The organism is Crenobacter sp. CS_VA4 (assembly GCF_055597485.1).
In genome coordinates this window covers 81849-102597 of record NZ_JBVMAE010000001.1, presented here as the reverse complement: position 1 = coordinate 102597, position 20749 = coordinate 81849, and the positions used below count along the sequence as shown (strand labels likewise).

At 67.6% G+C, this 20749-nt stretch carries 17 protein-coding genes; 7 read left to right on the top strand and 10 right to left on the bottom strand.

Annotation, left to right across the window (positions count from 1 at the left end; all coding sequences use genetic code 11):
* Positions 1-49 precede the first annotated feature (49 nt).
* Together ACZ2IA_RS00495 and ACZ2IA_RS00490 are read left to right on the top strand one after the other, a co-directional pair.
* Positions 50-724, top strand: coding sequence for a response regulator (locus ACZ2IA_RS00495; RefSeq protein WP_470290593.1), 675 nt, complete (start codon positions 50-52; stop codon positions 722-724).
* Positions 714-2099 carry a sensor histidine kinase gene (locus ACZ2IA_RS00490; RefSeq protein WP_470290592.1) on the top strand — a complete coding sequence of 462 codons (1386 nt, stop codon included), beginning with the start codon at positions 714-716 and terminating at the stop codon, positions 2097-2099. Before ACZ2IA_RS00495 ends, ACZ2IA_RS00490 begins: the two co-directional genes overlap by 11 nt.
* A 151-nt stretch (positions 2100-2250) precedes the next feature.
* On the opposite strand, the gene ACZ2IA_RS00485 is transcribed toward ACZ2IA_RS00490, so the two are convergent.
* The gene (locus ACZ2IA_RS00485) at positions 2251-3846 is read right to left on the bottom strand and encodes a mechanosensitive ion channel family protein (RefSeq protein ID WP_470290591.1); all 1596 of its coding nucleotides are present in this window, start codon (positions 3844-3846) and stop codon (positions 2251-2253) included.
* Between the two features lie 245 nt (positions 3847-4091).
* The gene (locus ACZ2IA_RS00480) at positions 4092-5375 is read right to left on the bottom strand and encodes a DUF3422 family protein (protein ID WP_470290590.1); all 1284 of its coding nucleotides are present in this window, start codon (positions 5373-5375) and stop codon (positions 4092-4094) included.
* A gap of 266 nt (positions 5376-5641) precedes the next feature.
* On the opposite strand from ACZ2IA_RS00480, the gene ACZ2IA_RS00475 reads away from it, so the two are divergent.
* The 5 genes from ACZ2IA_RS00475 (at position 5642) to ACZ2IA_RS00455 (ending at position 11346) form a co-directional block, all read left to right on the top strand.
* On the top strand, positions 5642-6640 hold the full coding sequence (locus tag ACZ2IA_RS00475; protein ID WP_470290589.1) for a sulfate ABC transporter substrate-binding protein: 999 nt from the start codon (positions 5642-5644) through the stop codon (positions 6638-6640).
* Positions 6641-6804: 164 nt separating this feature from the next.
* Positions 6805-7644, top strand: a complete 840-nt coding sequence (gene cysT, locus ACZ2IA_RS00470; RefSeq protein ID WP_470290588.1) for a sulfate ABC transporter permease subunit CysT — start codon at positions 6805-6807, stop codon at positions 7642-7644.
* Between the two features lie 15 nt (positions 7645-7659).
* Positions 7660-8547 (top strand): sulfate ABC transporter permease subunit CysW, encoded by an 888-nt coding sequence (cysW, locus tag ACZ2IA_RS00465; RefSeq protein WP_470290587.1) that lies wholly within the window; start codon positions 7660-7662, stop codon positions 8545-8547.
* A gap of 13 nt (positions 8548-8560) precedes the next feature.
* Positions 8561-9640 (top strand): sulfate/molybdate ABC transporter ATP-binding protein, encoded by a 1080-nt coding sequence (locus ACZ2IA_RS00460; RefSeq protein WP_470290586.1) that lies wholly within the window; start codon positions 8561-8563, stop codon positions 9638-9640.
* Between the two features lie 110 nt (positions 9641-9750).
* Positions 9751-11346 (top strand): ABC transporter substrate-binding protein, encoded by a 1596-nt coding sequence (locus ACZ2IA_RS00455; RefSeq protein WP_470290585.1) that lies wholly within the window; start codon positions 9751-9753, stop codon positions 11344-11346.
* A gap of 132 nt (positions 11347-11478) precedes the next feature.
* Here ACZ2IA_RS00455 and ACZ2IA_RS00450 read toward each other — a convergent pair whose 3' ends face one another.
* From ACZ2IA_RS00450 to rng, 8 genes are all read right to left on the bottom strand, one after another.
* Positions 11479-12210 carry a LytR/AlgR family response regulator transcription factor gene (locus tag ACZ2IA_RS00450; RefSeq protein WP_470290584.1) on the bottom strand — a complete coding sequence of 244 codons (732 nt, stop codon included), beginning with the start codon at positions 12208-12210 and terminating at the stop codon, positions 11479-11481.
* Positions 12198-13904, bottom strand: a complete 1707-nt coding sequence (locus tag ACZ2IA_RS00445) for a response regulator (protein WP_470290583.1) — start codon at positions 13902-13904, stop codon at positions 12198-12200. The genes ACZ2IA_RS00450 and ACZ2IA_RS00445 overlap by 13 nt, the downstream gene beginning before the upstream one ends.
* 27 nt (positions 13905-13931) lie before the next feature.
* Positions 13932-16109: a UvrD-helicase domain-containing protein gene (locus ACZ2IA_RS00440; RefSeq protein WP_470290582.1), complete on the bottom strand. Its 2178-nt coding sequence runs from the start codon at positions 16107-16109 to the stop codon at positions 13932-13934.
* Between the two features lie 79 nt (positions 16110-16188).
* Positions 16189-16710, bottom strand: coding sequence for a hypothetical protein (locus ACZ2IA_RS00435; RefSeq protein WP_470290581.1), 522 nt, complete (start codon positions 16708-16710; stop codon positions 16189-16191).
* 193 nt (positions 16711-16903) lie between these two features.
* Positions 16904-17197, bottom strand: coding sequence for a DUF3303 domain-containing protein (locus ACZ2IA_RS00430; protein WP_470290580.1), 294 nt, complete (start codon positions 17195-17197; stop codon positions 16904-16906).
* Between the two features lie 196 nt (positions 17198-17393).
* Positions 17394-18236, bottom strand: coding sequence for an isopenicillin N synthase family dioxygenase (locus tag ACZ2IA_RS00425; RefSeq protein ID WP_470290579.1), 843 nt, complete (start codon positions 18234-18236; stop codon positions 17394-17396).
* A 66-nt stretch (positions 18237-18302) separates the two neighbouring features.
* Complete coding sequence (gene cysE / locus ACZ2IA_RS00420; protein ID WP_470290578.1) at positions 18303-19085, bottom strand: serine O-acetyltransferase; 783 nt, start codon at positions 19083-19085, stop codon at positions 18303-18305.
* A 165-nt stretch (positions 19086-19250) separates the two neighbouring features.
* A complete protein-coding gene (gene rng, locus ACZ2IA_RS00415; RefSeq protein ID WP_470290577.1) occupies positions 19251-20747 on the bottom strand; it encodes a ribonuclease G in 1497 nt (498 codons plus the stop codon).
* Between the last annotated feature and the right edge of the window lie 2 nt (positions 20748-20749).

Here is a 20749-nt window from a genome sequence, read left to right as displayed (position 1 = left end):
TTTGCCCGCGACGCTTATCTCAAATAGCCACTTTCCGGGATTTCGACCCTTGCGCATCCTGCTCGTCGAAGACAATCGGCCGCTCTCCGAGTGGCTGGCGCGCACCTTGCGCGACGACAACTACAGCATCGACTGCGTCTACGACGGCGCCGCCGCCGATCATCTGCTGTGTACGCAGAGCTATGCGCTGGTGGTGCTGGACATGGACCTGCCCAAGCTCGGCGGCCGCGAGGTGCTCAAGCGCTTGCGCAGCCGCGGCGACAACGTCGCGGTGCTGATCCTGACCGCCGACGGCCGGGTGCAGAAGCGGGTGGAAGGGCTCAACGACGGCGCCGACGACTATCTGGTCAAGCCCTTCGAAGTCAGCGAGCTCGAGGCGCGGGTGCGTGCGCTGCTCAGGCGTGCCAGCGGCCAGCGCAACCCGGTGCTGCAATGCGGCTCGCTGCTGTTCGACAGCAACAGCCGCCAGTTCACCCTGGCCGGCCGCGCGCTGGCGCTGACCCCGCGCGAGCACGCGCTGCTCGAGACGCTGATCCGCGAGCCCGGCCGCACCATCAGCAAGAGCCGGCTGGCCGATAGCCTGTTCGACATGGACGACAGCGTGACGCTGGAGGCGATCGAGGTCTATATCTACCGGCTGCGCAAGAAGCTCGAAGGCGAAGACGTCGGCGTGTTCACGCTGCGCGGGCTCGGTTACATGCTGCGGACCGTGTATGGCAAATAGACGCTGCTACAGCCTGCGCGGTCGCCTGATGACCTGGCTGCTGCTGCCGCTGGCCTTGCTGATCGGCGTGCAGGTGTGGTTCGCGTACCGCGATGGCCTGGACACCGCGCAGGTGGTGCACGACCGGCTGCTGCTCGGCGCGGCGCGGATCATCGCCGAACAGATGAACCGCGAGGACGACCTGTCGCAGGCGTATGTGCCGCCGGCGGCGTTGGAGCTGTTCCAGTCGCGTGTGCAGGACAGGGTGTTCTACCGGGTGCAGACCCGTGCCGGCCGGCTGCTGCTCGGCTACCCGGAGCTGCCGCCGCCGAAGGTCTTGCCGCACGGCGACGAGCCGGTCTACTTCGACGCGCAGTTCCGCGGGCTGCCGGTGCGGGTGGTCGCGCTGTCGCTGCCCTTGTTCGGCCGACCCGAGGGGCCGCTCTTGATCGAGGTCGCGGAGACCGGGCGGGCGCGCCACGTGTTGTCCGACCAGCTGTGGGAGCACTTGGCGCAGCAGCAGGCGCTGCTGCTACTGTTGGCGGGGGCGCTGGTGTGGGTCGGGCTGACGCACGGCCTCGGGCCGATCCGCCGGCTGCGCGCCAAGGTCGAGCAGCGCACCCCCGGTTCGCTCGAACCGCTGCCGCTGGACGAGGTGCCGCACGAGCTGCGCCCGCTGGTGGACGCGATGAACGACTACGCCGGCCGCCTCGACCACCAGATCGCCGCGCGCGGCCGCTTCATCGCCAACTCGGCGCATCAGCTGCGTACCCCGCTCGCGCTGCTCGCCACCCAGGTCAACTACGGCCTGCGCGCGACCGACCCCGCGGTGAAGGACGAGGTGCTGCACGCGATCGAGGCCGGGGTGCGCGACAACACCCGTCTGGTCAACCAGCTGCTGACGCTGGCGATGGCCGAGAGCCGCGGCAGCGTGCCGGGCATCATGGCGACGCACGACCTGGCTCAGACGGTGCGTGAGGTGCTCGAGACCTGGGCGACGTTGGCCGAAGCCAAGGCGATCGACCTCGGCCTCGAGCAAGAGACCGATGAGGCGCCGGTGGCGCTCGGCCCGCGCCTCTTGCACGAGCTGGTTGCCAATCTGGTCGACAACGCGGTGCGCTACACCCAGGCGGGCGGTGTGGTGACGGTGCGCGTCGGCCATCGCGACGGCGCGGTCTGCCTGGAGGTCGAGGACGACGGCCCCGGCATCGCCCGCGAGGAGCGCGGCAAGGTGTTCGAGCGCTTCTACCGGGTGCTCGGCAGCGGGGCGGAGGGCAGCGGTCTGGGCCTGTCGATCGTGCACGAGATCGCGCAGGTCAGCGACGCGACGGTGCGGCTCGACGACGGCCCGGGCGGGCAGGGCTTGCGGGTCAGCGTGGTGTTCCCGGCCGCCTGAGCCCGTCTCAGAACCTGTTCACGATCTCGCGAACGAAGGGTCAGCCAAGGCGAAATGGCGCGAAAAAGCGGAATGTACATGGAGTACATGAGCATTTTGAGCGGCATTTCAACGCAGGATCACCCGAGTGCAGCAGATCGTGAGCAGGTTCTCACTTGTTCGCCGGCGCGGCGTGCCACTGTTCCTTCGCCACCACCACGTTCTGCTGCGGCTGCTCCACGAAGTGCGGCGACATGATCTGCACGCCGAACTCGTTGAACACGTCGACGATATGGCCGTGCAGCGCGGTCAGCACCTCGGCGCGCACCATGCCTTCGGCCAACCTGACCAAGAGCTCGTACTCGATGTAGAAGTCCTGCAGGCTCAGCTGGTTGACCTGCGCCGGCGGCTCGCTGCGCAGGCCCTCGGTGCGCCGCGCGGCCAGTTCCAGCATCGCCTCGACCTGGCGCCACGGCGTGTCGTAGCCGATCGTAAGCTTGGTGGTCAGCGGCAGGCCGCAGTCCTGCGCCAGCCGGCTGCTGTTGACGATCTTGCCGCCGATCACCACCGAATTGGGCAGCGTCACCTCCTGCTTCAGCCGGTTGACCAACTTGGTCGACAAGGCGCCCAACTCCAGCACGTAGCCCTCGACGTCGCCGACCTGCACCCAGTCGCCCGGCTTCAGCGCCCGGGCGTAGACCAGCACCAGTCCGCTCATCGCCTGGTTGACGATGCCGGCCGAACCGAGCGTGACCATCAGGCCGAAGAACACGCTGACCCCCTTGAACGCGTCCGAATTCGAGCCGGGCAGGTAGGGGTAGGCGATGATCAGCGCGAACAGCCATAGCACCACCACCAGCAGGCGGCGGGTGGCGCCGACCGTTTCCGGGTGGAGGCCGGGCAGCGTCAGCCGGCCGCTTTCCACCGCGTCGAACACGAAGTCGAGGCTGCGCACCGCCAGCCGGGTCAACAGCAGGATCAGGCCGATGGTGATCAGCCCCGGCATCGCATCGAGGATGCTGCTGGCGAACTGCAAGAGCAGATTGGTCAGCGACTGGCCGAGCTTCAGCCCCCATGGCCGGGTGTACGGGAACTGCTGCAGCACGAAGGTCAGCCACAGGTAGACGAAGGCGAACTGCGCAAACAGGCTGGTCAGCGTCACCCCGTAGCGTTCGACGGTCAACAGCAGCCAGCGCCAGCTAAGCTTGCCCTGCTCCTGTTCGCTGAGCAGCCGCCGCACCCGGGCGGACAGGCGGCGCTGGCCGCGAGCGAACAGGATCGCCGCGGCGAGGTAGACGAGCGTGGCACCGGCCGCCAGCGCGCTGCCGATCGCCAGGCGCCGCGCGCTGCCCTGCTCGTGACGGGCGCGCAGCGCCTCGGTCAGCCGCTGTTGGACCCGTTTGGCCTCTTCGGCCAACGGCGGCGCCTCGACCGGGTCGAGGTCGTCCTGGTAGACCACGAACAGCGTCTGCGCCTTCAGCACCATCGCCACGCCCTGCTTGGCGCCGAACGCCACCGGCTGCGCGAACACCGGTGCCAACAGGTCGTCGGCCGACAGGTTGGCGATCCGGTCGCGGGCACGCTGCGCGCGCTCCTCGGGGCTGGTCTCGAACATCTTGGCGCGGAATTCGAACACCTTGCGGTTGGCGACTTCCAGCGTGCGCGGGGCCGGGTCGGTGGCCGGCGCGGCGGCGGCCTCCTGGGCGCGGCACAGCATCGGCAGCAGCAGGAGCAATGACAGGAAAAACAGGCGGACGAGACGATTCATGGGTATCCGAAATGCAGGGCTTATATACCAAACGGGTGAGTGTAACGCGGGCTTGTCGCAGCGACAAAAACCCGCCGGGGCGGGCGGGTTGCTTGCGGGATTGGGTGGTCTAGCGTCGCTAACAAAATTCAGCGAAGCGGTTCGGCTCGCCGCGCTGCCGTAGACAGTACAAGTAGTACGGCAAGGCAGCGCAACAACGCAGGGAGGATTTTAGCTTCGCAGAAACTTCGTTTTGTTAGTGACGCCTAGTGGCCGAGGAACTGCTTGGCGCGCTGTACCGCCAGCCACACCCCGAGCGCGACCGGCACGATCGCGATGCCGGTGGCGAGCTCCGGATTGACGTGCACGCCGCCGGCGTGCAGCGCCTTGAAGAGGTAGCCGCTCAGGCTGACCACGTAGTAGGTCAGCACGCCGACCGACAGCCCTTCGACGGTTTCCTGCAGGCGCAGCTGCAGCTCGGCACGCCGGTCCATGCTGGCGAGCAAGGCGCGGTTCTGCTGTTCGTGCACCACCTCGACCCGGGTGCGCAGCAGCGCGGTGGTGCGCTGGATCCGCTCGATCAGCCGGTCCTGGCGACCGAGCGCGGTCTCGCAGGTGGCCATCGCCGGCGACAGCCGCCGCTCCATGAATTCGCGGAACGGCTGCAGGCCGGGGATGCGGCGCTCGCGCAGTTCGGCGATCCGCTGCGCGACCAGCTGGTAGTAGGCGCGGCTGGCCGAGAAGCGGTACTGGTGCTCGCCGACCAGCCGTTCGGCGCGCGCCGCCAGCTCGGTCAGCTCGGCCAACAGGTCGTCGTCCTGGTCGGGCTGCTCGCTCATCCGCTCGGTGGCGCGGCGCAGCTTGCCGCCGAGCTCGTTGATCTCGCGCATCTGCTGCTTGGCGATCGGCAGCGCCAACAGCGCCAGCATCCGGTAGGTCTCGACCTCGAACAGCCGTTGCAGCATCCGGCCGGTCTGGTTCGGGCCCATCTTGCGGTCGACGATCACGAAGCGCGAGAAGCCCTCCGGCAGCCGCGGGTCGGGGTGCAGGCGCAGGTCGGTGTACGCGGCGCCGTTGCCGTCGCCGATCTCGGCGCCGAGCAGCTCGCGGCCGCCGAACCAGCGCTGCGCGATGTCGTGCACCGGCTGCTCCTCGCTCGCCGGCAGCACCACCGCGTGCAGCGCCACCATCACCGTGCCGGGCAGGCTGTCCAGCCAGGCGTCCGGCAGCTCGGCGAAGGCGGTGTCGACGAACGGCAGCGGGCCGACGTCGGGCAAGGTCAGCGTGTAGCGGGCGAACTCGGTGTGCAGCGACCAGCGGATAGCGAGCTCGCCGGCCTGGCCGGCAAAGTGCGAGGTGCCGGGCTCCGGCGGGGCGATGCCGAGGCTCTCGGCCAGGCGGGCGATCGCCTCGCGCTGGCCGGAGTCGTCCTTTTCGAACAGCACGGTGAGCGAGGAGACCCGCGCCGGCGAGGCGATCGCGGCGGGCGGGCGGGCGTGCGCCTCGTCGTTCAGCGCGCGACGAAGCGGGTGGGTGGCAAGCGTGGTCATCAAGCAATCCTGCAAAAGGCGTTATCGGCGCCGCCGGCGGTCCAGCGGCGTCGATAACGGCTCGTGCGGGCGAAAAGCATACCCGATTTAGCTGGGAGCCTGCCATGGACCTGAGCGGGACCGTGTCGGCGGCCCAAAAGGTCCATGGCAGGCTCCCGGGTGGCATATCCCGAAAACGCATAAAGGTAGTGCCGAATAGTATTTCTGGACATAAAGACAAATGAGTATAGTCGGCAGCAATGTCCATCCGTCCCAGAGGTATCGCCATGACGTCTCGTTTTGTCCTGACCGCGCTCGTTGCGCTCGGCCTGTCCACCCCGGTGCTGGCCGACGTGACGCTGCTGAACGTGTCCTACGACGTGATGCGCGACTTCTACAAGGACTACAACCCGGTGTTCCAGAAGGCCTACAAGGCCAAGACCGGCGAGACGGTGACGATCCAGCAGTCGCACGGCGGCTCCTCGAAGCAGGCGCTGTCGGTGGTCAACGGCCTGCCGGCCGACGTGATCACGATGAACCAGTCGACCGACATCGACCTATTGGCCGAGCGCGGCAACCTGCTGCCGAAGGACTGGGCGAAGCGGCTGCCGAACCACAGCGTGCCGTTCACCTCGACCACGGTGTTCCTGGTGCGCAAGGGCAACCCGAAGAACGTGCACGACTGGGCCGACCTGGTGAAGCCGGGCGTGCAAGTGATCATCGCCAACCCGAAGACCTCGGGCAACGGCCGCTACGCCTACCTCGCCGCCTGGGGCGCAACGCTGAAGCAGCCGGGCGGCAACGAGGCGCGCGCGCGCGACTACGTCACCAAGCTGTTCAAGAACGTGCCGGTGCTCGACACCGGCGGCCGCGCCGCCACCACCACCTTCATGCAGCGCCAGATCGGCGACGTGCTGATCACGTTCGAAAACGAGGCGGAAATGATCTCGCGCGAATTCGGCCGCGGCAGCTTCGAGCTGGTGTACCCGAAACTGTCGGTGTCGGCCGAAAACCCGGTCGCGGTGGTCGACAAGGTGGTCGACAAGAAGGGCACCCGCAAGCAGGCCGAGGACTACCTGAAGTACCTGTGGAGCCCGGAAGGCCAGGAAATCGCCGCGAAGAACTACCTGCGCCCGCAGGACCCGAAAGTGGCCGCCAAGTACGCGGCGCAGTTCCCGCCGGTGAAGGTGTTCACCGTCGAGAGCGCCTTCGGCGACTGGGCCGCGGTGTCCAAGAAGCACTTCGCCGACGGCGGCGTGTTCGATCAGATCTATCTGAAGAAATGACCGGGCGCCGGCTGAGAGTCGCTAACAAAACTCTCCCGGCGTTGTTGCGCTGCCTTGCCGTACTCCTTGTACTGTCTGCGGCAGCGCGCCTAGCCGGGACCGCTTCGCTGAGTTTTGTTAGCGACTCTTTAGATTGGCTGTCTGTTGCTGAGGAATGAATCCCGATGAGTCTGTTGAACCGACAACATAGCGTGCTGCCCGGCTTCGGCCTGTCGTTCGGCATCAGCGTGGTCTGGCTGTCGCTGATCGTGCTGTTGCCGTTCGCCGCGCTGGTGCTGATGACCACCAAGATGGGCTGGCCGGCGTTCGTCGCCACCGTCACCGCCGAGCGGGTTATCGCGTCGCTGAAGCTGTCGTTCGGCGCGTCGGCGATCGCCGCGCTGATCAACGCGGTGTTCGGCTTCCTGCTCGCCTGGGTGCTGGTGCGCTACCCGTTCCCGGGCAAGCGCTTCATCGACGCGCTGATCGACCTGCCGTTCGCGCTGCCGACCGCGGTGGCCGGCATCGCCTTGACCACGCTGTACGCGCCGAACGGCTGGCTCGGCCAGTACCTGGTGCCGCTGGGGCTGAAGGTCGCGTTCACGCCGCTCGGCATCGTGATCGCGCTGGTGTTCATCGGCCTGCCGTTCGTGGTGCGCACCGTGCAGCCGGTGCTGGAGGACCTGGAGAAGGAGCTCGAGGAGGCGGCCACCTGCCTCGGCGCCAGCCGTGGCCAGATCTTCCGCCGGGTGATCTTCCCGGCGGTGCTGCCGGCGCTGATCACCGGTTCGACGATGGCGTTCGCCCGTGCCACCGGCGAGTTCGGCTCGGTGATCTTCATCGCCGGCAACATTCCGCTGGTGTCCGAGATCGCGCCCTTGATCATCATTTCCAAGCTCGATCAGTACGACTACCTGGGCGCGACCGCGGTGGCGGCGGTGATGCTCGTTCTGTCCTTCGTGCTGTTGTTTGCCATCAACGCCATCCAGTGGTGGGCGAGTCGCCGCCACGGCGGCGGCCGCTAAGCCCGGGAGAAAACCATGTCTTCGGCCAACCTTAACCGTCCGCTGACCACCGAAGCGCGCTGGGTGCGCATCGCGCTGATCACGGTCGCGCTCGCCTTCGTCGCGCTGTTCCTCTTGGTGCCGCTGGTCGCGGTGTTCTGGGAAGCGCTGTCCAAGGGCTGGGAGCTGTACCTGACCGCCCTGGTCGAACCGGAGGCGTGGTCGGCGATCAAGCTGACCCTGATCACCGCGGCGATCGCGGTGCCCTTGAACGTGGTGTTCGGCGTGGCGGCGGCGTGGGCGATCGCGCGCTTCGAGTTCCGCGGCAAGAGCCTGTTCACCACTTTCATCGACCTGCCGTTCTCGGTGTCGCCGGTGGTCGCCGGCCTGATGTACATGCTGCTGTTCGGCGCCAACGGTTGGCTCGGCCCGTGGCTGTCGGCACACGACATCAAGATCATGTTCGCGGTGCCGGGCATCGTGCTCGCGACCGTGTTCGTCACCTTCCCGTTCGTCGCCCGCGAGCTGATTCCGCTGATGCAGGCACAGGGCCAGGACGAGGAGCAGGCGGCGATGGTACTCGGCGCCTCCGGCTGGCAGACCTTCTGGAAGGTGACCATCCCGAACATCAAGTGGGGCCTCTTATACGGCGTGATCCTGACCAACGCCCGGGCGATGGGCGAGTTCGGCGCGGTCAGCGTGGTGTCCGGCCACATCCGCGGCGAGACCAACACCATCCCGCTGCACGTCGAGATCCTCTACAACGAGTACAACTTCGTCGGCGCGTTTGCCTGCGCGTCGATCCTGGCGCTGCTGGCGCTGGTGACCCTGCTGGTGAAGACCCTCGTCGAGTGGCGCATCGAGCGCCAGCGCGAAGGCGCCAAGGAACGCACGCTGGCGGCCCGTCTGGCCCCGACGCATTGATTAGGTGACCGTGATGAGCATCGACATCCGCAATATCCGCAAGACCTTCGGCGACTTCGTGGCGCTGGACAACGTCAACCTGACCATCGCCTCGGGCGAACTCTTGGCGCTGCTCGGCCCGTCCGGCTGCGGCAAGACCACGCTGTTGCGCATCATCGCCGGCCTCGAGCAGCCGGACGCCGGCCAGGTGCTGTTCGCCGGCGAGGACGCGACCAATACCCACGTGTCGGAGCGCCAGGTCGGCTTCGTGTTCCAGCACTACGCGCTGTTCCGCCACATGACGGTGTTCGACAACGTCGCGTTCGGCCTGTCGGTGAAGTCGCGCCGCGAACGGCCGAGCAAGGAGGAAATCCGCGAGCGGGTGATGAAGCTCTTGAAGCTGGTGCAGCTCGACTGGCTGGCCGACGCCTTCCCCGCCCAGCTGTCCGGCGGCCAGCGCCAGCGGATCGCGCTGGCGCGTAGCCTGGCGGTCGAGCCTAAGGTGCTGCTGCTCGACGAGCCGTTCGGCGCGCTCGACGCCAAGGTGCGCAAGGACCTGCGCCGCTGGCTGCGCGAGCTGCACGACGAGATCCACATCACCAGCGTGTTCGTCACCCACGACCAGGAAGAGGCGCTCGAGGTGTCCGACCGGGTGGTGGTGATGGACCACGGCCACATCGAGCAGGTCGGCCGCCCGGACGACATCTACGAGGCGCCGGCGACCCCCTTCGTCACCCAGTTCCTCGGCGACGTGAACCTGTTCCACGGCCGCGTCGACGGCGGCAGCCTGACCATCGGCGACTACGCGCACAGCCTCGGCCAGCACCACGCCGGCAAGAGCGACGAGGCGGTCGCCTACGTGCGGCCGCACGACCTGGACGTGTCGCGCGTCGCCGACGGCGCGCTGGCGGCCGGCACCGTCGAACATATCCACGCGGTCGGCCCGGTGGTCCGGGTCGAGCTGGCGCGCGTCGATACCGGCGACAGCATCGAGGCGGCGCTGAGCAAGGAGCGCTATCGCGAGCTCGGCCTGATGCTCGGCGATACCGTCTACGTCACGCCGAAGAAGGTCGCGGTGTTCCTGAAAGACGCGGCGCAGGACTATGTAATCTGATTAAATATCGATTCGGTTGGCCGAACGATGTCATCACAACGCCCCGCTAGCCGGGGTGTTGTCGTTTCCGGCCTGGCCTGTCTGCTACGTCTTTCCCGCCAGGAGCCTGCATGACCCGATTGCCCTTGAAACCGTTCATGCTGGCCTTGGCCGGCAGCCTTGCCGCGATGCCGGCGCTCGCCGCCGGCACGCTGGTGTACTGCTCGGCCGCCGCGCCCGAGGGCTTCGACCCGGCGCTGTACGCCAGCGCCGACAGCCACGACGCCAGCGCCGAAACGGTGTTCAACCGGCTGGTGCGCATCGAGCGCGGCGGCAACCAGGTGGTGGCCGACCTGGCCGCCGGCTGGACGATCTCGGCCGACGCGCGCGAGTACACCTTCACGCTGCGCCCGAATGTGAAGTTCCAGCGCAGCGCCGCGTTCACGCCGAGCCGGCCGCTCAACGCCGACGACGTGGTGTTCAGCCTGTCGCGCTTCATCGACCCCAAGCACCCGCTGCGCGCGGTGCTGCCGTCGGTGTTCCCGCAGGCCGGCATGTCGAGCTTCGACGGCAACGTCGACAAGATCGAGAAGCTCGGCCCGCTGACGGTGAGGATCACGCTGAAACAGGGCGATACCAGCTTCCTCGGCGATCTGGCCTGGCCGTTCGCGTCGATTCATTCGACCGAGTACGCGCAGCAACTGCTCGCCGCCGGGCGAGGTGCCGAGCTCAACCAGAAGCCGATCGGCACCGGGCCGTTCATCTTCCAGCGCTACCAGAAGGACAGCGCGATCCGCTATTCGGCCAACCCCGATTACTTTCGCGGCAGACCCAAGCTCGACGCGCTGGTGTTCGCGATCACCCCTGACGCGACGGTGCGGGTGCAGAAGCTGGCGCGCAACGAATGCCAGCTGATCAGCCAGCCCAAGCCGGCCGACCTCGCCAGCCTGCAGAACAATCCCGACGTGGTGGTGAAGAGCACGCCGGCGCTGGCGGTCGGCTACCTGAATCTGAATCTGGAGAAGGTCGCGCCGCTGAAGGACGTGCGGGTGCGCCAGGCGCTGGCGCTGGCGATCGACCGCGATACCCTGCTCAAGCAGGTCTACCGCGACGCGGCGCGGCCGGCCGGCGGCCTGGTTCCGCCGACCGCCTGGGCGTACAACGCGGCGCTGAAGCCGTTCAAGCAGGACCTGACGCGCGCCAAGGCCTTGCTCGCCGAGGCCGGTTACGGCGACGGCTTCCAGATGGAGTTGTGGGCGATGCCGGTGGCCCGGCTGACCCAGCCGAACGGCAGGCTCGCCGCCGAGCTGATCCAGGCCGACTGGGCCAAGCTCGGCGTGAAGACCGAGATCAAGAACCTCGGCTGGGGCGAATACCTGAAGGCGGGCCGCTCCGGCGCTTACCAGGGGGCGATGGTGCTCGGCACCGGCGGCAGCGCCGACCCGGCCACCTTCCTCGGCATGATGGGCTGCGGCGGCATCAACCAGGTCAACTTTTCGCGCTGGTGCGAGCCGAGCTACGACGCCCTCTTGGCCAGCGCGAAGGCGGAACAGCGGGTCGGCCGCCGCGCCGCGCTGTACCGCGACGCGCAGGCGATGCTGGCCCGACAACTGCCGCTGATCCCGCTGGCGTACCCGAACGCCTACGCCGCCTGGCGCAAGAACGTGACCGGCTACGTGGTCAGCGCCGACGGCCGGGTCAACTTCGAGGCGGTGAATCTGCGCTGAGCGAGGCGGTGGCTGGCAAAAAACTTGGCCGAAGCGTTGGGTTCGGCCAAGCTTTTGTGGGAATACGGTACGGGGCCGGAGACGGGGCTGTCCGAATGAGGCTCAGAGCGCTTGAAAGGGCTGGGGGAGGACTCAGCGGCCGACCGCGGCGCGCAGTGCGGCGAGCTGGCGGCGGCTGACCGGCAGCCGTTCGGCCACGTCGACCAGCTGCACCGCCCAGTGGTCGTCCGGCGGCGTGCCGATCCGTTCGACGCTGACGATGGCGTGGCGCATCACCAGGCAGTTGCGGTGGATGCGCAGCGCCGCCGGGCCGAGGTCTTCCTCGAGCTTGATCAGCGAGTCGTCGAGCAGGAATTCCTGGCCGTTGGCGGTGACCAAGGTCACGTACTTGAGCTCGGCCTTCAGGTAGCGCGCCTGCTCCAGCGGCACCAGCTGAACCCGGTCGCGGCTACGCACGGTGAACTGGGTGAAGCGCCTGCCGCTGACCGGGCGGCGGCCGGCGGCGCGTTCCAGCGCGGTGCGCAAGCGCTCCAGCCGTACCGGTTTCAACAGGTAGTCGGTGGCCGCGAGCTCGAAGGCGTCGACCGCGTGAGTGTCCAGCGCGGTCGTGAAGATCAGCGCCGGTGGCGAGGGACAGCGCTCGCTCAGCTGGCGGGCGAACTCCATGCCGGACATGCCGGGCAGGCGGATGTCGACCAGCGCGACGTCGACCGGGTGGTGGCTGAGCCAGTCCAGCGCCGAGCTGGCCTCGCCGAACTCGGCCACCGGCTCGGTGCCGCAGTCGGACAGCAGCGCCCGCAGCCGCTCGCGCGCCAACGGTTCATCGTCGAGGATCAAGATGGAAAGCGCGTTCAGAGTGCCCATTGCGGTTTGCCCAGTTTTTCGACCAGCCGTCGCCAGGTGACCAGCAGCTTCTGGAACTTGCCGTCGGTCGGTGCCATATCGCGCACCGCGAGCATGATGTCGTGGGCGCGACGCATATACTCTTCGTGCCAACCCTGACGATGCACCAGCGTCAGCGTGGCGTTGACCAGGTTGAGCTTGACCTGCAGGTTGTCCGGCAGCTCGTCGGCGGCGCGCAGGAACTGCTCGATCGCCGCCTCGAAGCGGCCGGCCTTCGCTTCGGCCACCGCCTGGTTATTCAGTTCTATCACCGCCTGCACGCTTTCGCTGATCAGCTGGCGGCCCTGCTCGTCCTCGCCGATCGCGTTGAACAGCGAGCCGACCCGTTCGAGCAGGGTCTCGTCGTCGTGGTGGTTGCGCACCAGTTCGCGCAGCACCGTCTCGCCCTGTTCGCGGCGACCCTGAGCGTGACAGGCGCGCGCGTATTCCATCTGCGCCTCGGGCGGCAGCTCGCGGGCGAGCTCGGCAAACGCCGCATCGGCCTCGTCGAGCAGCCGCTCGGCGCTGTCCTGATGACCGAGCTTCAGCTGGATCTGGCTGTCGATCACGCTGGCCATCCACGCCGCCGCCGCATCGTCGCGCAGGTCGCGGCGCAGCTGGTCGACGGTGCGCGCCGCCGCTGCCTCGTCGCCGCGGGCCAGCTGCACCCGAGCGGCGAGCGCGTACTGCCCGGGCGCGCGCCGCCACGAGTGGCGGGCCAGATCGAGCGTTTCGCGACTGGCCGCCTCGGCGGCTTCCAGGTCGTCGTTGAGCAGCGCCACTTCGGCCAACTGCTGCTGGCGCTGCACCAGCATCGGCGACAGCGCCACCGCCTTCGCCAGGCTTTGCTGCGCGGCCTTGAGCTGGTGATTCAGCTGCTGCAACCGCGCCAGCCCGTCGTACGCCTCGATCACTTGGTCATTATCGGCGAGGACCTCCTCAAATAATAGACGTGCTTCGTCGTATTCCTTCAAGCCGAGCAACGCTTTTGCAAGACCTAGTTTGATCCACGGCAAGGGCTTGATCCGCAGCGCGTCCATGTAGAGCGCCTTGGCGCCGGCAAAATCGCCGATCTTCAGCGCCAGCGTGCCGCGCAGCTTCATGAATTCGAGCGTGAACGGGCTGCGCTCGGCGACCTGGCGCTTGCAGATCTCGATCGCCACCAGGTAGTCGTGGCGCATGATCACCTCGTCGAGCACCCGGAACGCGGCGCGGCGCTGGATCGCCCGCTCCAGCCGCTGGCGCAGCAGTTCGCCGGTGAACGGCTTGAGCAGGTAGTCGTCGGGGGCGAGTTCGGCCGCCGAGGTGACCCGCGGCGCGCGGCGCTCGCCGGTCAGCAGGATGAACACGCAGGACGGTTTGATCAGGTTGCGCTCGCGCGCCTCGTCGAGCAGGTTGAGGCCGTCGCAGCCGTTGCCCAGGTCGTAGTCGCACAGCACCACGTCGATATCGAACTTGGCGAGCTTGGACAGCGCGTCGGCCGGCCGGCCGGAGTAGTCGATCTTCTCCGCCCCGAACGAGGTCAGCGTCATTCCCAGCGAGCGCTGCATGTCCGGTACGTTGTCGATCACCAGGATGCGTCGCCGCTTGTAGGGGTTGCTCTCCTGGCGACGGGCGGGGGCCGCACGGCCGGACGCCGTCACGTTGGAGAGGGTGGTGAGGGAAAGATCGCTCATCGTCAGAGGGGCTGAAAAATCATCGGGTTAGGCCGGGGTCAGCTTGGCGTAGCGCAGGTCGAGCCACTTCACCCCGTGTTCGGCAAAATTGATTTGTAATCTTATATCGTCCCCAGCGCCTTCAGCATTAATGACAACGCCAAGTCCGAACTTGGCGTGTTCGACCGATTGGCCGATCCGATAGCCGCTGGAGTCGGCCGAACGGCGGGTGGCGGCGGCGTTGTCGGCGGTCAGCGGCGCATCGAGCCACGGCGCGCGCTGGTGGACGGCCGGCGCCGACTTGGCGCGCGCCGACAGGACCTTGACCAGCTCGCTCGGCACCTCGTCGACGAAGCGCGAGCGGATCGGGTAGCTGGAGCGGCCGTGCAGCATCCGCTGCTGCGCACAACTGAGGTACAGCCGTTGACGGGCGCGGGTCATCGCCACGTACATCAGCCGGCGCTCCTCCTGCAGGCCCTTACTGTCGGCCAGGCTGTTCTCGTGCGGGAACAGCCCTTCTTCCAGCCCGGACACGAACACCGCGTCGAATTCCAGCCCCTTGGCGGCGTGCACCGTCATCAGCTGCAGCGCGTCGGCGCCGGCCTCGGCCTGGTGCTCGCCCGCTTCCAGCGCGGCGGCGGTCAGGAACTCGACCAGCGCGTTGTCCGGGTCGTCCGGGAAGTAGCCGGCGGCGGCGTTGATCAGCTCGTCGAGGTTGGCGAGGCGTTCTTCGCCATCCTTCTTGTCGTCCTGGTACATCGCGCGCAGGCCCGAGTCGTCGATCACCAGGCTGATCGCTTCGGCCAGGTTCAGCCCGGCGGCGCGTTCGCGCAGCCGGTCGATCAAGAGCACGAAGGCGCCGAGCTTCTTGTTGCCGGTGCCCGAGCCGCAGGCGGCCTGCCACAGCGTCACGCCCTGGTCGCGGCTGGCGGCGAGCAGGCCCTCGACGCTGCGCGCGCCGATGCCGCGCGCCGGCACGTTGACGATCCGCAAGAGCGCGTTGTCGTCGTCCGGGTTGACCAAGAGGCGCAGGTAGGCGAGCGCGTGCTTGATCTCCTGGCGTTCGAAGAAGCGCAGCCCGCCGTAGATGCGGTAGGACAGGCCGGCCTGCACCAGCACATGCTCGAGGATGCGCGACTGGGCGTTGCTGCGATACAGCACCGCGATATCGGCGAGGTTCAGCCCCTCGCGTTTGAGCGCGCGTACCTCGTCGACGATGAATTCGGCTTCCTCGCCGTCCGAGTACGCCTCGTAGAGGCGCAGCGTTTCACCCTCGCCGGCGTCGGTCCACAGGTTCTTGCCGAGCCGGCCGTCGTTCTGCTCGATCACCGCGTTGGCCGCGTTGAGGATGTTGCCGGCCGAGCGGTAGTTCTGTTCGAGCCGGATCGGCGCGGCGATGCCGTAGTCGTGCATCAGCGAGCGCATATTGCCGACCTCGGCGCCGCGGAAGGCGTAGATGCTCTGGTCGTCGTCGCCGACCGCGAACAGCGCGTTGTCGGCCCCGGCCAACAGCTTCAGCCAGGCGTATTGCAGCCGGTTGGTGTCCTGGAACTCGTCGACCAGGATGTGACGGAAGCGGGCGCGGTAGTGTTCGGCCAACGCCCTATTGGCCGCCAGCACCTCGTAGCTGCGCAGCAGCAGCTCGGCGAAGTCGGCGACGCCTTCGCGGTGGCACTGGGCGTCGTAGGCGGCGTACAGCTCGATCAGTTTCTTGGTGTACGGGTCGTGCGCCGACAGCGCGTCGGCGCGCACGCCGGCTTCCTTCTGGCCATTGATGAAGCCCTGCACCGCCTTCGGTGGGAATTTCTCGTCGGAGACGTCGAGCGCCTTCAACAGCCGCTTGATCGCCGACTGTTGGTCGGCCGAGTCGAGGATCTGGAAGGTCTGCGGCAGGCCGGCGTCGCGCCAGTGGGTGCGCAGGAAGCGGTTGCACAGGCCGTGGAAGGTGCCGATCCACATCGTGCGCACATTGACCGCGACCAGGCTGGCCAGCCGGGTCTGCATCTCGCGCGCCGCCTTGTTGGTGAAGGTGACGGCGAGTAGGCCGCTCGGGTTGACCTGGCCGGTCTGGATCAGCCAGGCGATGCGGGTGGTCAGTACCCGGGTCTTGCCGCTGCCGGCGCCGGCGAGCACCAGCGCGCTCTTGGCCGGCCAGGTGACGGCGGTCAGTTGCTCCGGGTTGAGACCGGCGAGCAGGGTATCGTTAGGGGCGTGCAGAGTATCCATCGGACGATTCTACACTAGAGCCTGTGATGAACCGGCCGCGAGCCTCGTGCTGCCGTTGCGCGGGCTACCGAGCAGCCCGTCAGCGCCGCGGCCGGCGCAACAACAGCGCGCCGAGCGCGCCGCCGGCCAGGCCGAACACCGCGTGCCAGCCGACCACCCGCCACAGCGGCTCGGCGCCCCACTGGCCGCCGGTATAGGGCAGGAGCCACCAGCGCAGCAGCGGCCGCAGCGCGAACGCGAGCGCAGCGAGCAGCGCCCATTGCCAGGCACGCCGTGAGCGGCTGGCGCCGAGGTCGAGCAGCAGTGCCATGCTGAGCTGCGCGAGCACCTTGTTGAGGCTCAGCGGCGCGCCGAGCAGGCCGGCGAACAGCAGGCCGCCGCTGGCGAGCAGCGTGGCGCTGAACCGGCCGTCGCGGCGACGCAGCATCACGATCAAGATCGCCATCGTCACCATGCCCTGGTAGCCGGGCACGCCGAGCGGCCAGCGTGCGCCGGCCTGCCAGGCGCCGAGTACGACGGCGGCGAGCACCCACAGCGGCCAGGCCGCCGGGTCGTCGCCGGTCAGGCGCAGGCCGCGTCCGAGTGGCGCGGGTTCGTTCATGCGGTGTTCCTTGCGAGGGTGGGTCTGGTGCGGTGCAGCAGGGCACCGGTGCTATGTATAGCTAACCATCTTGCATCTTGCAATTTACACTGGTCTAACTGGTCATGCCAGTATGAGCGAGAAAGGCAGCGCGTGGGCATCGGTAGCGTCCCGCAGGCGGCTGCCGATGCTGAACGATCAGCCGCGGCCGGCTTCATTCATGCTGCCACCAGTGCGACTGGCTCACCTGCAGCGCCTGGCCGAGCTGCTCGTCGGTCAATGCCGGCGCCACGTCGAAACTCATCAGATCGCTCCACTGCATGAACCAGTGGAACAGCGCCTGGGCGTCGTCGGTCTCGGCCAGTGCGACGCCGGTGAGCGGCCCGACCGCGTGCCAGCGGCCGAGCAGCGTCACCCCGTCCGGTGGCTGGGCGGCGTTGCCGAGGAAACGCTTGATCGCGGCGTTGCGGTGATCGGTGTGGATGGTCCAGCTGACGAGGTAGAGCATCGGACAGCTCCTGCGGCACGGCGGACGGGGCCTGCCGGGGGCGTGCCGGGCCGGTGGCAGGCAGGGCTGCCGTGAGCATAGCCACGCGCGCAGGTGTCGGCTGCCCGACCGGCCCGGCGGTCGCCGGCCGGCTACCGGTGGAAGGCGACTTTGTGAGGGCCGCGCGTTGGCGGCTCGGATTGTGGCGCTGACGGGTTCAGGGCTTGACGCCCAGCTCGCGCAGCCGCTCGGCCAGATAACTGCCGGCGCTGTAGCGCTCGGACAGTTGCACCTCGGGGCGCGGGTGCAGGAACAGTGGCAGCGAGATGCGGCTCTTGGTCGCGGCCTCGCCCTGTGGGTTGACCACTCGGTGGGTGGTCGATGGGTAGTAACCCTGAGACGCCTCCTGCAGCATGTCGCCGATATTGACGATCAGCATGCCGAAGTCGCACGGCACGTCGAGCCACTGGCCGTCGCGTGCCAGCACCTGTAGCCCCGGCTCGTTGGCGGCCGGCAGCAGGGTCAACAGATTGATGTCCTCGTGCGGCGCGGCGCGCAACGCGCCGGCCGGCTCGTCGCCCACGAGCGGCGGGTAGCGCAGCACCCGCAGCAGCGTCTGGCGGCTGTCGGCGATCATGCCGGACAAGGGCTCGCGGTAATGCGCGGCGATCTCGACCGGGGTGTAGCGCTCGACCCAGCCGAGCAGTTCTGCCGCCAGCTCGCCCGCGAGCGCGTAGTAGGACAGCGCCTGCTCCTTCAGCGCCGGCGGGATTCGTCCCCATGGGTAGACGTGGAAGTATTCCTTGAGGTCCTTCTGCCGGTGACCCTTGGCGGTCTCCGACACCTGGCTGGAAAAGTAGCCGTCCTGGGTATCGACCGAGAAGGCGAAGTCGTATCTGTCAGCGCTGTCGAAGAAGCGCAACCAGTCGGCGTAGATCGCCTCGACTAAGTCCTGCGGGATCGGGTGGTTCACCAGCACGGCGAAGCCGGTCTCGTGCAGCGAACGGGTGAACTGCTCGGCCGCCTCGGCGGCGCGGTAATCGACGACACGGACCTGCATGGGGACTCCTAGTCGGGATGGGGCAACGCGGTCGCTTCGGCCAACCTGGTCAGATCGCCGCAGCGCTCAGATCCGCTGGTCCATGCCGAGCGCCGGCATGTCCTCGTCCGGGCGGCCGACTTCGCGCGCCGGCACGCCGACCACGGTGGTGTGCGGCGGCACGTCTTCCAGCACCACGCTGCCGGCACCGATCTTGGCGCCCTGGCCGACCTGGATGTTGCCGAGGATGCTGGCGTTGGCGCCGATCAGCACGCCGTCGGCGATCTTCGGGTGGCGGTCGCCGTGTTCCTTGCCGGTGCCGCCGAGCGTGACGCCCTGCAGCATCGACACATTGTTGCCGATCACCGCGGTCTCGCCGACCACCACGCCGGTGCCGTGGTCGAGCATCACCCCCTCGCCGATCTGCGCCGCCGGGTGGATGTCGGCACCCATCACCTCGGAGATGCGGTTCTGCAGGAAGTAGGCCAGCGTCTGGCGGCCCTGCTTCCACAGCCAGTGGGTGACGCGCTGGCTCTGGATCGCGTGGAAGCCCTTGAAGTACAGGAGCGGCATCGAATACGCGTCGCAGGCCGGGTCGCGGTCGTAACAGGCCTGGATGTCGGCGCGCGCGGCGCGACTGATGCTGCAGTCGGCGTCGAGCGCCTCGCGGAACAGCTCCATCAGCGCGCGCGCATCCATCGTTGGGCTGGCGAGCTTGCTCGACAGGTGGAAGGCGAGCACGTCTTCGAATCGGCTGTGGCGCAGCACGGTCATGTGCAGGAAGCTCGCCAATAGCGGCTCGGCCTCGGCGGCGGCCGCGGTTTCGGACAGGATCGCCTCCCACATCGGGTCGGCGTTGGCATCGATCATTGCAAACTCCAGGCAGCGCGCGAGTGGATGGTCACGCGCAGAATCATTTCATTGTATTATTGCGCGCCTCTGACATGCCATGGGCATTAGTTGGCCGAATGGGCGGGCGCGGCAAAAACAACGGCCCCTGCGTTGCGGCAGGGGCCGGAAGGCGGCACGGCGCGTTTATATCAGCACGACGTCGAACTGCTCCTGGGTGTACGTGCTCTCCACCGACAGCGAGATCGGCTTGCCGATGAAGTCGATCAGCATCGCTAAGGATTGCGATTCCTCGTCGAGGAACATGTCGATCACCGGCTGCGCGGCCAGGATGCGGAAGCTCTTCGCGTCGAATTTGCGCGCCTCGCGGACGATCTCGCGCTGTACCTCGTAGCACACCGTCTGCGCGGTCTTGATCTCGCCGCGGCCCTGGCAGGTCGGGCAGGGTTCGCACAGCACGTGCGCCAGGCTCTCGCGGGTGCGCTTGCGGGTGATCTCGACCAGACCCAGGCTGGTGAAGCCGTTCAGCGTCACCCGGGTGCGGTCGCGCGCCAGCGTCTTGGCGAGCTCCGACAGCACCTGGGTGCGGTGCTCCTCGTTATCCATGTCGATGAAGTCGACGATGATGATGCCGCCCAGATTCCGCAGCCGTAGTTGCCGCGCGATCGCGTAGGTCGCCTCGAGGTTGGTCTTGTAGATCGTTTCGTCGAAGTTGCGGGTGCCGACGAAGCCGCCGGTGTTGACGTCGATCGTGGTCATCGCCTCGGTCTGGTCGATGATCAGGTAGCCGCCGTACTTCAGGTTGACGCGGCGCGCCAGCGCCTTGTCGATCTCGGCCTCGATGCCGTGCAGCTCGAACAGCGGCCGCTCGCCGCTGTAGCGCTCGATCTTGGCGACCGCCTGGGTGACATACTGCTCGGCGAACTCGACCATCTTGCCGTAGTTCTCGGTCGAGTCGACCACCACCGAGAGCGTGCTGTCGCTGACCATGTCGCGCAGCACCCGCAAGGACAGCGCCAGGTCCTGGTACAGCAGCGTCTGCGCCGGGCTGGTCTTGGAGCGGCTCTGGATGTCGGTCCACAGCTTGGACAGGTAGGTGACGTCGGCCTCGAGCTCGGCGTCGGTCGAGGTCTCGGCGCTGGTGCGGATGATGTAGCCGTGCGGGCTGTCGTCCGGCAGCAGCTTTTCCAGCCGGCTCTTCAGCGACAGCCGGTCGACCTCGTGCTCGATTTTCTGCGAGATGCCGATGTGTTCGTCCTGCGGCAGGTGCACCAGGAAGCGGCCTGCCAGGCTGATCTGCGTCGACAGTCGCGCGCCCTTGGTGCCGATCGGGTCCTTGATCACCTGGACCAGCACGGTCTGGCCCTCGAACAGCATCCGTTCGATGCGCTGCGGCTCGGTCGGGTGCTGGCGCTGCTCGAGCACGTCGGCGATGTGCAGGAAGGCGGCGCGCTCCAGGCCGATCTCGATGAACGCCGACTGCATGCCGGGCAGCACGCGCTTCACCTGACCCAGATAGATGTTGCCGACGATGCCGCGGCTGGCGGCGCGCTCGACGTGCAATTCCTGCACGACGCTGTCTTCCAGCACCGCGACACGGGTTTCCTGTGGGGTGATGTTGACCAGAATCTGCTCACGCGGGCGCGGCAGGTCACGGGGCAGGGGAATCGGTTGGTGCAGCATGG